The 13,633-nt window shown below is 41.2% G+C and carries 9 protein-coding genes; 5 read left to right on the top strand and 4 right to left on the bottom strand.

Annotated elements, in window-relative coordinates:
* Positions 1-59: 59 nt before the first annotated feature.
* The 3 genes from F903_RS05855 to yccS form a co-directional block, all read right to left on the bottom strand.
* The gene (locus F903_RS05855) at positions 60-2,597 is read right to left on the bottom strand and encodes a PepSY domain-containing protein (RefSeq protein ID WP_034594929.1); all 2,538 of its coding nucleotides are present in this window, start codon (positions 2,595-2,597) and stop codon (positions 60-62) included.
* 155 nt (positions 2,598-2,752) lie between these two features.
* Positions 2,753-3,337 carry a YcxB family protein gene (locus F903_RS05860; protein ID WP_004669402.1) on the bottom strand — a complete coding sequence of 195 codons (585 nt, stop codon included), beginning with the start codon at positions 3,335-3,337 and terminating at the stop codon, positions 2,753-2,755.
* Positions 3,338-3,462: 125 nt separating this feature from the next.
* Positions 3,463-5,637, bottom strand: coding sequence for a YccS family putative transporter (yccS, locus tag F903_RS05865; protein ID WP_034595110.1), 2,175 nt, complete (start codon positions 5,635-5,637; stop codon positions 3,463-3,465).
* 108 nt (positions 5,638-5,745) lie between these two features.
* Between yccS and F903_RS05870 the strand changes: the two genes are divergently transcribed.
* Positions 5,746-6,960, top strand: a complete 1,215-nt coding sequence (locus tag F903_RS05870) for a multidrug effflux MFS transporter (RefSeq protein WP_005195432.1) — start codon at positions 5,746-5,748, stop codon at positions 6,958-6,960.
* Between the two features lie 21 nt (positions 6,961-6,981).
* Here the strand turns inward: F903_RS05870 and F903_RS05875 are convergent, their stop codons facing one another.
* A complete protein-coding gene (locus F903_RS05875; RefSeq protein WP_005195433.1) occupies positions 6,982-7,689 on the bottom strand; it encodes a nitroreductase in 708 nt (235 codons plus the stop codon).
* Between the two features lie 424 nt (positions 7,690-8,113).
* On the opposite strand from F903_RS05875, the gene F903_RS05880 reads away from it, so the two are divergent.
* The 4 genes from F903_RS05880 (at position 8,114) to F903_RS05895 (ending at position 13,558) form a co-directional block, all read left to right on the top strand.
* Complete coding sequence (locus F903_RS05880) at positions 8,114-9,454, top strand: DcaP family trimeric outer membrane transporter (protein ID WP_005195434.1); 1,341 nt, start codon at positions 8,114-8,116, stop codon at positions 9,452-9,454.
* Positions 9,455-9,635: 181 nt separating this feature from the next.
* A complete protein-coding gene (gltS, locus tag F903_RS05885) occupies positions 9,636-10,871 on the top strand; it encodes a sodium/glutamate symporter (RefSeq protein ID WP_005195435.1) in 1,236 nt (411 codons plus the stop codon).
* Positions 10,872-10,967: 96 nt separating this feature from the next.
* The gene (locus F903_RS05890; RefSeq protein WP_005195436.1) at positions 10,968-12,443 is read left to right on the top strand and encodes an alanine/glycine:cation symporter family protein; all 1,476 of its coding nucleotides are present in this window, start codon (positions 10,968-10,970) and stop codon (positions 12,441-12,443) included.
* A 140-nt stretch (positions 12,444-12,583) separates the two neighbouring features.
* Entirely contained in the window at positions 12,584-13,558 is a 975-nt protein-coding gene (locus F903_RS05895; RefSeq protein ID WP_212749526.1) for a patatin-like phospholipase family protein, read from the top strand.
* Positions 13,559-13,633: the final 75 nt, after the last annotated feature.

Below are 13,633 nucleotides of genomic sequence, written 5' to 3' on the forward strand. Positions count from 1 at the left end.
CAAATTTAATCTTCAAACAATAAAACGAGTGATTCAACACCCGTTTTATTGCTTTGGATTTAGTACACATCTCGACGGTAACGCCCAGTTTGACGTAATTCATCAACCTGACCTTCACCCAACATCTCGATGAGAGCTTGATCCACACCTGCTGCCATACCATCAATGCTACCGCAGACGTAAATCACCGCCCCTTGCTTGATCCAGTTGATTAACTCATCAGCATTGTCGCGCAAGATATCTTGTACATAGATCCTTTGTTCTTGATCTCTAGAAAAGGCGAGGTCTAGGCGTTGTAGTGTGCCCATATTTTTCCATGCTTGGATGGTTTCTTGGTAAAAGAAATCATGGTCGCGCTGACGTTCACCAAAAATAAGCCAATTCGCTGAATAATTTTGACGATTACGCTGCTGTAATAAGCTCATTAAACCTGCGATACCAGTACCATTGCCGATACAAATAATAGGGCGGTTGTCATCAATGAGATGGAACGATTCGTTGGTACGGATGCGCAAAGCAATATCTTGTTTAAGCTGTGCAAATGTCGTTAACCAGCCTGATCCTAAGCCGTGTTGACCCTGTTCATCTAACTGCTGACGCACCACAAGTCTTAATACTTGTTGTGATGGAATACTGGCAATTGAGTATTCACGAGTCGGTAGAGTGGGTAATTGTTCTAGCAATTGTTCGAGATCACTAAAAGGCTGAATTTCAACCCGCAAGTTTTTATCCCAAAGTGCTTGCTCGATATTTTGATTACGTGATTTTATGATTGTTTGTGTTGGAATTTGCAGTTTGTCTAAGAAGGCTTGAATCTCAACCAAACTATTGGCAGGTTGAATCTCTGCGATATCACCTGCATGCCAAGTCATATCATGTGTTGCAGTGAGTTCGATATTATAAGCCGCTTGTCCCAGACTATTTGGGTTCAGCACATTACGTTGGCTTAATGTCCATTGATCAAAGGTTTTTTCGATATTCATTGCATGCAATTCATGCTGAGTCACAACCGATAAAGCCTGATTCCAGCGTTGAATATCATGGGTATTTGCATTGTCAACTTCGATTAAGTCAAACAATGGTTGTGCTTTGCATTGTTTTAACCATGTCTCTACTGCGTGACCAAAGCTGCAATAACTGTCTGCATATTCTTTAGAGCCAAGTGCGAGAACTGCATATTGCATTTGACTAAGATCAAGGCGTTGTTGCATCAGCTTTTTGTTAAAGCCTGACGCTAAATCTGGTGCGTCACCCGTACCGTAGGTACTCACAACAAATAAAACCTGTTGAGTGTGTTGCAGATCTTGTTCTGTCAGTTGTTGAATGGGTTTCACAGTTGTTGGTTGTCGTGCCTCTTGTAAGCTTGTTGCAGTACGCAAAGCCAGTTGTTCAGCCACGCCCGTTTGCGATGCATAAGTAATGAGCCAGGGCGTTGCATTTGGATCAATCTGTTGGCCGATCAGAGATTGGCGAGCTGCGAGTGTTAATCTCTTTTGTTTACGTCGTTTAAGGTAAAGCATCCAGCCTGTCACAAAAAATAATGGCATCGCCAATGATGCAAGCATAGCAATGAATTGATAGGTTGATCCAAAAAAGCTACCCCGATGTACAGGCAGCATGCTGCTCATGATTTTTTCATTGAGCTTTTTATCTTCGTATAATTCAAACTTTTCGAATTTGTGCTCTTGGTAGTTGTATACCGCTTGGTTACGTGCGCGTTCATGTTGTGCAATTGCATCAACAAATGTTAGCTCAACTTTTTGATCGTCCTGTTTCGGTATATTTAGCGTCAAACTCGAGTATTCGCGTCCGATATTGGCATTCACACCCGTCCAAGTTTGGGTTAGAACCATGCCGATCTGTTGATTGGATAAATCTGGTTGTTCATTTTTATGTTGTTCAGGGTTGTGTTGATTACGTTGCGGTTGTTCGACGCCCATCACTTTGAACATCCCAGCACGCCACCAGTCATAAGACCAGTACAAACCAGTACATGCAAACAAGAGGTAAAACACAATCACCCATGTACCCACCACGGCATGTAAGTCCCAAATAAAATTACGGCCTTTCAATTTAGGTTTGATCAAGAACCATTGCTTGAAGGTATGTTTCTTTGGAAAGCGTAGATAAATACCGCTTAATACAAAGAAAATAAGCATCAGTGTTGATGCACCTGTGATTTGTGCACCATATTCTCCAGCCGTTAAGTTGCGATGTAATCGCTGGATAAACAGGAAAAACTCACGTCCCTTTACTTCGGGCAGTACCTCAGCCGTATAGGGATTTACCATCATGTTATAGCCACGACGTGCGCCTTCTTTTTTAATATTGACGGTGGAGGATGCTGTCGGGTCAGTCGCAATGGTAATGCTATTGATTTCAATCTCGGGTTGCTGTTGATTGAAATGTAAGTAGAGCTGAGCAGGGGTTAATTTGGGTACAACCGCAGCTTCGACGACATAGCTATCATGGTTGATCCATTTTAGAATTTGTTGATCGTATGAGTAAATTGCGCCTGTAACACCCATTAAAGATAGGATGAGACCAGCGGTGATCCCTAAAAACCAATGGATCTGAAAGAAAGCTTTTTTAAACATGGCTTTGACGGTATGCAGGTGGGAGAACAAATATGGGAAAATTATAGCGGAAGGCATTCGTTTTGATAAGAATAATATTGATTTTTATTCTCATTTGATTCTTACAGGTGTAAAAAACCTCTCATAAAGAGAGGTTGGTTACATCAATATTCATATTAAATAGGTTTTGCCGCACCAACAGTTTCATTCAAGTGTTTACGAATTGTTTTGAATGCAAAGTTTTTAGAATCCATGCGTTTTGGCAGGATATAAGCACCTTGTTGTTGTTCACCTTTTGGTGTTTTAACTTTGAAATTTACAAGGATAAAGTCAGGTGAGTTATACCACTCGTAAATATCTTTCCAACCAATCGTAGCAGTACCTTCTTGCAGGCCTACTTTTTGACGCATCACGATACCATGAGGCTGTACACCTAAACGGATCCCTTTAATATCTTGGACAGGGAACTCTTTCATTTTACGTTTTACGTACCATTCAAGACCGAATCTTTTAATGATGTAGAAAAGCGCAACCCCGATAATCACAACCCAGCAAATCACTGTTGAGTAAGTAGAATAATACTTGATGAGTCCTGCAGAAACTAAAGAAAGTACCACAAGTGCGATCATGATGATCCATGCTTTGCGGCTGAACTTGTTGGTACTGCGCCAAATCATAAGTTGAGCTTGACGTTGTTCAACTTCAGAAACTTCATAAGGAACAGGTTGTAGCGTATAAGCGTATAAATTTTTGGCGGTCATAGTTTAAAAATTGAGTCTAGAACTGGATTAAGTTTAGCATTAATTAGAGCGTGTTGGCACGACATAAACGCTCTCAATCAAAGATATATGGGCGTAATAGGCGATTAGTATTGCCCCACACTTTGTTACAGTGAAGCAAACTCAGTGCCGTCTTCATTTGGCTCGTGTCGTAGACTTTGTTTAAGCATACTTAAACGCGTCAAAATACTGAACATGAGCGAGAGTTGTTGCAAAATAATTAATGATTTTGGATCATTCTCTTCATCACGACTCAAGCGTTGGCGGATGTTTTGCAGCATATTTTGTGCAGATAAACCAGGCACCTCATCGCGTAATAACGCACCTTGGATATCATCTAGAGCTTGGTCTAACAAAGTTAAAACCTCTTGATCGTGAATTTGCTCACGATGCGCCCCGAGTGCGGCGATATAGCTTAAAAAGGTATGGCTAAGACAAAGAAACTCAAATGCTTGATTTTTGTGTGTGCTATCAATATTTGGTTCTGTGGCGAGCGTAGAAATCAATGAGGCGACTTCTGCATCGGTATTGTGTGCAGTACGTCGAACCACACGATAGTTCAATGCGTTATTGCGACCTTGATGATATTGTTGAACCACTTCGGCTAAATATTTACATTGTGCTTGTAAAGAACGTTGAATCGAGCGAGGCAGTCTACGAAACTTCCAATCTGGCCAAATGAAGCTGACCCCAAACCACGCCAAGGCACAGCCAATAACGGTATCAATAAAGCGAGGCAGACCCGCGGCAAATGCAGAGCCATCTAAGTTAAAGTTGATTAACGCCAGAATCGTAATGAACGCGGTAGCTTGGGCATACTGTTTACTTCGCAGCTCGAAAAATAAGATCCCGCTGAGTATGAGCATGACCAACTGACCTTCGATTGAAGGAATAAAATAGATGATTGCTAGACCAACAATAATCCCCACTAATGTTCCCACAATCCGCAAATATAAACGTCGTTTAGTGGCATTAAAGTTGGGTTGGCAGACAAACAATGCGGTCATCAGAATCCAATAACCATATTCAATGTTGGTGAGTTGAATAAATAGATAACCGATAAAGAGAACGATAGATAAGCGGACAGCATGACGGAATAAAACAGATTCAGGACTTAGGTGCTGTTTTACACGCACAATAATGTCATTTACCCCTTTAAGATCATCATCTTTGAGTTGGTTTTCGACTTGTTGGGCCGTGTCTAATTGCAAGTTTCGTTCTGTCTCTAGGTTTTGTAATTGTGCATCAATTGATTTTAGATTTTGATAAAGCGCAAATAAGGCATTAATCCTCACCTGATCATAGATGCCATCTTCACGCATTTTTTCTAGGGATAGTCTTAAGTTTTCAAAGCTATGTTTAAAGCGTTTGTTATGTACATAACGTGTGCGGCTTAAAATAGATTGTGCCAAGTCCTGACAAGCTTTACCTTGGATCGACAAAATTCGTTGGAAGCGGAACAAGATATCGCTGTGTTGGAAAACTTTTGCCAGTTTTTGATAGTCAATGTGGGCGGAGTCTGCACGTTCGTGAATATCTTGAACCACAAAATAATACTGTAGACTGCGCCGCGTATCTTTTTGCCCTCGGTCACCTTTGAGCCGAGTCAGTAATGCCACGCGTAAATTATTAAAAATCGCAATCAGTTTGCTATTTTCCATCGACAAATCAATCATGCTTTGCTGATAACTTGAAGGCGTCATATCGACATCAAACAAATTTGATTTGGCATATAAGAAACTTCCTAATGCGCTATATGAGGCTGAGAGTTGATCTTGTAACTGTCGAACAGGAAATAACAGAAAACTAATTGTTGAAATGAGACCATACCAAGCTGCGCCAGCCACTAATAAAGCGGGCTGTAGATACCATTGCTCAAATAGATGCACTCCTAACATGGTGTATACGGAAATAACCAAACATCCGTAAGCAATCGTGGCATAACGACGACCGAGCGAACCCAACAGAATCCAGCCAATGCATGAGGCAATCAGTCCAATCGCAAAAACCATTGGATAGGGGAATAACAATTGAACCGAGGCAGCGGTGATAAAGAAACCGATATAGGTATAAATCAGGTTCATGATGCGAACGGAAAAGCGATCATCAATGTCGCTGATTCCCGCCGCAACCACACCTAAAGTCAATGGAATCGTAGCAAGTTGGTAACCCATCAAATAAGGAACAAATGCTGTTCCCGTAAAAGCGATTAACATACGCACGTTATACATAAACGTGGTGTTATAGGTTGCTTGTTTTAAACGTTTGAACCAAGGATTCAAGAGCTGTCCTTTTTGTATTGTGCCGTCGATTTTATTCTTCATATTATGCACAAATTAAGGCGAGGATGCTAAGCTTACAATCTCATTAAACATGAAAAGTACAGCATTATGCAGGCGGAGCAATCTCAAAAGCGTCAGTATTCCACAGCATGGATTATGTTACTTGCCCTATTAACGGCATTGGGGCCGCTTTCGATCGACATGTATTTACCTGCATTGCCGCAAATGGCAGACGAGTTCGGGGTCAGCACGCAAATGGTGGCCAACAGTTTGCCTGCATATTTCTTGGGGCTTGCCATCGGTCAACTTTTTTATGGACCGATCAGCGATCGTATCGGGCGTAAGACACCGTTATATTTTGGGTTGGCTTTATATGCGATCGCCAGTTTAGCTTGTGTTTTTGTCACCAATGAATGGACTTTAATAGCCGCACGTATTTTTCAAGCTTTAGGTGGTTGCGTGGGGGTGGTGATTGCTAGAGCTGCGATTCGAGATCGTTTGGATGTCGCAGGTTCAGCACAGGCTTTTTCTAGCATGATGATCGTGATGGGACTGGCGCCGATTTTGTCACCGATCTTTGGCGCTTGGATTTTAATTTTCTTTCCTTGGCAGGTTATTTTTGTCTGCTTAGCGATCATTGGTGTGATTTGTTGGTTGTGCGTGCACTTTTTCTTTAAAGAGTCGTTGCCTGTTGAGCGTCGTTTAAAACTATCGGTTTATCAAGTCACTACGCTCTATGCTGCGATTTTAAAAGATGAAAGTTTTAGAGTGCCGATGTTGGCAGGTTGTCTAACAGGCGCTGCATTATTTTGTTATATCAGCTCAGCTTCTGCTGTTTTTATGGGGCAATATGGGCTGTCTCAACAGCAATTTTCTTATGCATTTGCACTGAATGCAGCGGGTATTATGTTGATGTCGTCATTGAATAAGCATTTGAATACGCGAATGGGTATTTTTCCACGCTTACGTTTAGGTGGTTCTATTCAATGCTTTGGTGCTCTGATTGTGGTGAGTGCAGGCTTGATGATAAATGCACCTTTGTGGTTTTTAATGATTGGCTTGTTCTTAGTGGTATCAGGTATCGGTTTAACAGGTCCAAATGCGATGGCACTGGCAATGTCTCAGCAAGGTGCACGAGCGGGAACTGCGAGCGCAATCATGGGCAGTACTCAGTTTGCATTTGGTTTACTCGGTGGTGTGATTCTCAATTTCTTGATTTGGAAAGCATCGCTTAATATGGGCTTGATGATGTTGATGTTTACCAGTGTTGGATTGTTGATGATTTTTAAGGTTGGTAAACAGCAAAACAGTATCTCCGTTTAGAGATACTGTTGAAAGTTTGAATTATTCATCTACAAATACAGTGAAATTTTCTACAGGTTCACGCGGTGTAATAAAGGTATTTACAATATGATCTGGGTCGGCATAGCCCAATGCGACGGCACAGACCAGATCTTCATCTTCAGGCGCGCCAAGCACTTCTAAAACGATGGGGTGAAAATGGTTCCAAGCCGCTTGTGGACACGTATCTAAACCACGTGCTTTTGCTGCAATCATGACGTTTTGGATCATCATGGAAATATCCATTTTTGCACCGATGCCCATGATTTTATTTACGGTAAAGTATAAGGCGACAGGCGCATCAAACAATTGAAAGTTACGCAATTGTTGTGCAGCCATTCGGTCTTTTTCACCTTTTTGAATGCCGAGTAAACCGTACAGTCCCCAGCCATTTTCACGGCGACGATCAATAAAGGGTGAAATCCACGTTTCAGGATAGTAAGCAAAAGTCTCTTGATAGTGTTGTGCCAGTTCTGGTTTTTGAAAAAGTTCAACTTGTGCCGTACAAACACGGTCAATCATTTCCGCTCGTTTTTTCCCTGTGACCACATAGACTTTCCATGGCTGTGTGTTTGTGCCTGAAGGAGCACGACTGGCAACAGCGAGAATGTCTTTAATAGTTTGGGTATCAACAGGGGTGTCCAAAAATGCACGTACTGAATGGCGTGATGTAATGGCATTATCAACGTAGCGGACCTGTTCCATGTTCATAAAAACTCCTGATATTTCTTTGATCTTTCTCATCTGATGAGACTATAAAGCAATCATGACTTTTTGAGGATGATTTTTAAACCATGAATTAAGATTTGTTTGAAAAATAATCGACTGCGTTGGGGTTGGTGGAAATAGAATCAATTTTTTTCTATTTGATTTCTTTTTGTGAAAAAGAAATTTATTTATAACACAATGAAATAGAAATAATATTTAGATAGATATGTTCAAAGTATTCTTGTTCTTCCCATAAAAAAATACACACAATATTCTAAATTTATGCATAATACGCCCTTTTTAAAAATTGATTAGGCTTTCCTTGCTGATAAAGGTGAGGGGGATTTTCCATGTTAAGTGTATTAAATTTACCCAATTTTATACTTATGGAAAATGTTGAAATATACACCAGACAAAGGAGCTTCTTATGAGTTCAACTCTCATCCGCAAGCCGTTCGTAGTGCAAGGTTTGGCAATGATCGTTGCAGCCTTGATGATGAACAATGCACACGCAAGCAGTGAGCAAGAGCAGATTCAACAGCTTCGCGCTGAAGTAAATGAGTTAAGGGCTTTATTAGAACAATATCTACCTCCAATAAAACAACAAAGTGATGCCCCAAAAGTTGTAGAAACATCGACTACAGTTATCGCAAATAATGACAATGCCCAGAAAGTTACAACAGAGGCGACGCAAAAATCTCCTCTAGGCTTTAGCACTGCTTCAGGTGCTCAAGTGCAACTTTATGGTTTCCTACGTGGTGATGCTTCCTACCAAGTAAAAGGTGGTGATGGCATATTCAACCGTATTAACAAAGTTGATTTGGAAGGCCAAGAAAAAAATAGCGATCGTTTTTATAGCACAGCTACCGTGACCCGATTTGGTCTTGATTTCAAAGCACCTGTCGAAGGCGCCAAGGTTGGTGCTAAGTTAGAAGTCGATTTTCGTGGTGGTAGTAGTAATGATACGATACGGATTCGGCATGCTTATTTGACTTATAACGATTGGTTATTTGGTCAAACCACTTCAACGTTCTTGGCAACTGATGTACAGCCAGAAATGCTGGATTTTAACTCACCATTAGGTATTGGAACCTTCCGCACCCCGATGGTACGCTACAGCGGTAAATTGGATTCAGATATAAGTTATGCCATTGCTTTGGAAAAGAGCAATGATGATAATCGAGTACCCGCATTCACTTCTAAACTGAAATATGACTTTGCAGAAGGCAAAGGTACCAGCTCAGCACGTGTTTTATTGACTGAAGCACGCAGCAAGGCCGCTTTTGACAAAGATCATAAACAAATCAGTGCCAATGATTCAGACTTGGGTTGGGGTGTTGCTGTTGGTGCAAAATATAAGTTCACTGATGCATTACAGGCAATGATTGACTATTCACATGTCAAAGGTGACAGCAAGTTTTTGCTGTATAGCAATAATGCCTTTAATGTAAATCCGAATAATTTGGATATACATCTCAATGAATTTGATGCATTTACAGCGGGTGCAAGCTATCAAATTACGCCGAAACTGCGTAGTACTTTAGCTTATGGCGCAATGTTTGCAGATGATAGCAATGACTTTGCTAAACAGGCTGTGACCGATGCAACACAAAACAAAACTTTGCAACAAGGTTGGTGGAACGTCATGTATTCACCAGTAACACCAATTACGTTTGGTTTAGAGTATATCTATGGCGAACGTAAGACCTTTGATGGACAAAAAGGTAAGGATAGTCGTGTAGGAGCGATGGCACGCTATAGCTTCTAGCCTATCCTGCGGTGTAATCATCCGTGAAGATGAATTGATTTAATAGGCGTTGAGTTCTTACAAAGAACTGTATGCTTTTTATTAAGTTGATTGAGTTTTCACTCATTTTGAGAGTTACTATTTCATTGTTTTATTAGATGGAAAAACGTCGAAAAAACGAATGAAATAAACGGAAGAAGATATGGAATTTACTTTTAATGGTTTTTATACCTTAATTTCGGCGGTTATCGTTTTGTTATTAGGGCGCCTGCTCGTCAACAAAATTGATTTTTTAAAGCGTTATAATATTCCTGAGCCAGTCGCTGGTGGTTTAGTTGCAGCAGTATTGTCATTACTGGTTCATTCATTCTTTGGATACAGTATTATTTTTAGTAGCCAATTACAGACCAGCTTTATGTTGATCTTCTTTGCTTCGATTGGTTTAAGTGCCAACTTTATGAAGTTAAAAGAAGGTGGTATTGGCTTGGTTCTTTTCCTAGGCTGTGTCGCTGCCTATATCATTGTGCAAGATATTGTGGGCATGAGCTTAGCAACGTTATTGGGTGTTGATCCTCTCATTGGCTTAATTGCTGGTTCTGTGACTTTAACTGGTGGTCATGGTACGGCGGGTGCATGGGGGGAGATTTTTGAAACCCAATATGGTATCCAAGGCGCATTGGCATTGGGTATGGCAAGTGCAACTTTTGGTTTGATTATCGGTGGTATTATCGGTGGTCCGTTAGCCAAGTTATTGATCAATCGTCATAGCTTGGCACGTGCCAAAACACCTGCTCAAATCCAAGATCGTGATACTCATCCAGATCCGCACCCTGATGATTTAGCACCCTTTGAAAACCCACACCAAGTTCGTTTGATTACAGCTGATAATGCGATCACGACTTTGGGTATGTTTGCGGCTTGTCTTGCATTTGCAGAGTTTATGACAGGGTATAGCAAAGGCACATGGTTTGAGTTGCCAACGTTCGTATGGGCGCTTGGCGGCGGTGTGATCTTACGTAATATCTTAGAAAGTGTGTTGAAGGTCGATATCTTTGATCGTGCAATCGATGTATTTGGTAATGCGTCGCTTTCGTTATATTTAGCAATGGCACTGTTATCACTGAAACTGTGGCAATTGGCAGATTTGGCTGGTCCATTGGTGATCATTTTAACCGCGCAAACATTGGTTATGGCATTGTATGCTGCATTTATCACCTTCCGCGTCATGGGCAAAAACTATGATGCTGCGGTACTGGCAGCAGGTCATTGTGGCTTCGGTATGGGGGCAACACCAACCGCTGTTGCAAACATGCAGGCGATTACCAATATGTATGGACCGTCACATAAAGCATTCTTAATTGTTCCTTTATGTGGTGCGTTCTTTGTTGATTTAATTAACGCAACAGTGATTCAAGTGATCTTGAAATTCTTTGCCTAAGTCGAATTAAAAAGCCCCTTGTGGGGCTTTTTTGATTTATCCATTGTTAATCGGCTATGTCCATTGATACATAGCATCTGCAAAAGCGAATAAGTGATGAATGAAAAATTAAATGCCACGCTGATGTCGTGGGTACAATTCTTGAATGATCCACTTTGGAATTTCTTGGTTATTTTACTGGTTGCTGTTGGACTGTTTTATACCTTAATTACAGGTGCAGTTCAGTTACGGTTATTCTTGCAAAGTATCCGCGTGATGAAAGGTAGCCGTAAAGAGTGCAAAGATGATCATGGAATTACCCCTTTTCAGGCTTTTGTAACTGGACTCGCCAGTCGTGTTGGTGTGGGTAATATTGCAGGTGTTGCGATTGCGATCGCGATTGGTGGACCGGGTGCTGTTTTTTGGATGTGGTTGACTGCCTTTTTGGGGATGAGTTCAGCATTTGTTGAGTCGTCATTGGCTCAGTTATTCAAAGTCAGAGATCATCAAAATAAGCAATTCCGTGGTGGACCTGCATACTATATTACTCAGGGTTTAAAGCAAAAATGGCTCGGGGTGGTGTTTGCACTTTCACTTATTCTCGCTTATGGCTTTGTCTTTAATGCTGTTCAAGCAAATGCAATTATCGGTGCGACTTCCCACGCTTGGGGATGGGATAAAGCCAATGTTATCTTGGGTTTAGGTGGTCTTGATTTAGAGGTTTCTTGGCTCGGGATCGTGCTGGTGATCATGACTGCGCTGGTGATTTTTGGTGGTATTAAGCGTATTGCGAAGGTTGCAGAGAAGATTGTGCCTTTCATGGCACTTTTATACATCGGGGTTGCTTTGTACATCGCGATGATTAATTTCCCAATGCTACCTGAAATTTTTAAATTGATTTTCACCAAAGCATTCGAGTTTGAAGCAGCGGCAGGTGGTTTCTTTGGTGCCATGATCTCTATGGCGATGATGTTGGGAATTAAACGTGGTTTGTTCTCAAACGAAGCAGGTATGGGTTCTGCACCAAATGCAGCAGCTGCATCTGATGTGAAGCATCCTGTAAACCAAGGTTTGGTGCAAATGCTCGGTGTATTTGTTGATACCTTTGTGGTCTGCTCGTGTACAGCTATTATTATTATGGTTTCAGGTTTGTACCATGAAGCTGGTTTTGAAGGTGTGACCTTAACTCAAAAAGCATTAGAAAGTCAGATCGGTGCTTGGGGTGGTGGTTTCCTTGCTGTTTTACTTTTCTTGTTTGCCTTCTCATCAATCATTGGTAACTATGCTTATGCAGAAAGTAACGTCAGATTTATCAATAACAATGCAAAACTGATGTTTATTTTCCGTGTCATGGTCTTAATGATGGTCTACTTCGGCGCGATCACCAGTGTACCATTGGTGTGGTCGATGGCTGATTTGTCGATGGGCTTGATGGCAACCATTAACTTGATTGCGATTGTGTTATTGACCCCAATCTTCTTGATCCTATTGAAAGATTATACCGCTCAACTTAAAAAAGGCGTTAAAGAGCCTGAGTTTAAGATTGATAATTATCCTGAGTTGAAGAAAAAAGTCGATTCAGATATTTGGTAATGTTCTAAGCCTAAATAGCCCCTTTCGAGGGGCTTTTTTATGAAGTTTTATTGAGAAAATACAAAAAAATGCTACATCTTTTTTTCAATGCAGTCGTTAGAATCCGACCAGAAATTAAATAAAGATGGCAAATGTCGCGTATGAAACAACTTAGGTTATGGACACTTGGACTTTCAGTCATGATGTTAACGGGCTGTCAAACCACCAAACATCTATCGCCAATTGTTGAAGATGCTCAGGCGCATGTGGTCAGTCAACCTTTCGCTCAGATCAAAAAGCAAAAACGCCCTGTGATTGCATTGGTGCTGGGGAGTGGCGGTGCGCGTGGCTATGCGCATATTGGTGTGATTGAAGTTTTAGAGCAGCAGGGGATTCGTCCCGATTTTATTGTGGGCACAAGTGCTGGGAGTATTGTCGGTTCAATCTATGCCAGTGGAAAAAGTGCAGCTGAATTGCGTGATATTGCTTTAAAGTTAAAAGCCAATGATGTACGCGATGTCAGTGTCAGCCTCAAGGGTTTCTTTGATGGGAAAAAGGTCGAAGATTATGTCAATGAGCAAGTGCATAATACTCCGCTACAAAAACTTAAGATTCCAATGTATGTGGTAGCAACAGAATTAAAAGAAGGTAGTAAGACAGTCTTTAATTATGGCAATACGGGGCAGGCGGTACGAGCATCGGCTTCTATTCCAAGTATGTTTGTTCCAATCAAAATTGGTCATAGTGAATATGTCGATGGAGGGCTGGTCAGTCCAGTGCCTGTACAGGTTGCACGCGATTTGGGTGCTGATGTGGTGATTGCAGTCGATATTTTGGCACAACCTGTTCATACCGAAACCACCAATGTTTGGGGGCTATTCAATCAAAACATTAATATTATGCAGGGGCGTTTGGCAGAAGAAGAACTCAAATATGCGGATATCGTGATTCAGCCTGATCTCCGTGAAAAGGTGCATATCTTTGATGTCAAAGGACGTGAAATGACCATGCAGGCAGGCGCGGACGCTGCCAAAGAAAAGCTCTCAGATATTCAGTTAGCGATTCAAACCAAGATGCGTCCTAGTTCTAAAACTCAGCAAAATCTCACTTTAAAGTTGAATGACTTAGCGCCATAACTTTGATTGTTTTTAGCAAAGGATTGCTTTTATCTAAACAAATAAAAAATGTCTTACAAAATGCTATGAAAAGTT

Origin of the sequence: Acinetobacter sp. NIPH 298 (genome assembly GCF_000369505.1) — a bacterium.
Classification (GTDB): Bacteria; Pseudomonadota; Gammaproteobacteria; order Pseudomonadales; family Moraxellaceae; genus Acinetobacter.

Bases quoted from the DNA above. Each gene is read 5' to 3' on its own strand.
- F903_RS05855 (WP_034594929.1), bottom strand. From the start codon at position 2,597: ATGTTTAAAAAAGCTTTCTTTCAGATCCATTGGTTTTTAGGGATCACC.
- F903_RS05890 (WP_005195436.1), top strand. From the start codon at position 10,968: ATGAATGAAAAATTAAATGCCACGCTGATGTCGTGGGTACAATTCTTG.
- gltS (WP_005195435.1), top strand. From the start codon at position 9,636: ATGGAATTTACTTTTAATGGTTTTTATACCTTAATTTCGGCGGTTATC.
- F903_RS05860 (WP_004669402.1), bottom strand. From the start codon at position 3,337: ATGACCGCCAAAAATTTATACGCTTATACGCTACAACCTGTTCCTTAT.
- F903_RS05875 (WP_005195433.1), bottom strand. From the start codon at position 7,689: ATGAACATGGAACAGGTCCGCTACGTTGATAATGCCATTACATCACGC.
- F903_RS05870 (WP_005195432.1), top strand. From the start codon at position 5,746: ATGCAGGCGGAGCAATCTCAAAAGCGTCAGTATTCCACAGCATGGATT.
- F903_RS05895 (WP_212749526.1), top strand. From the start codon at position 12,584: ATGAAACAACTTAGGTTATGGACACTTGGACTTTCAGTCATGATGTTA.
- F903_RS05880 (WP_005195434.1), top strand. From the start codon at position 8,114: ATGAGTTCAACTCTCATCCGCAAGCCGTTCGTAGTGCAAGGTTTGGCA.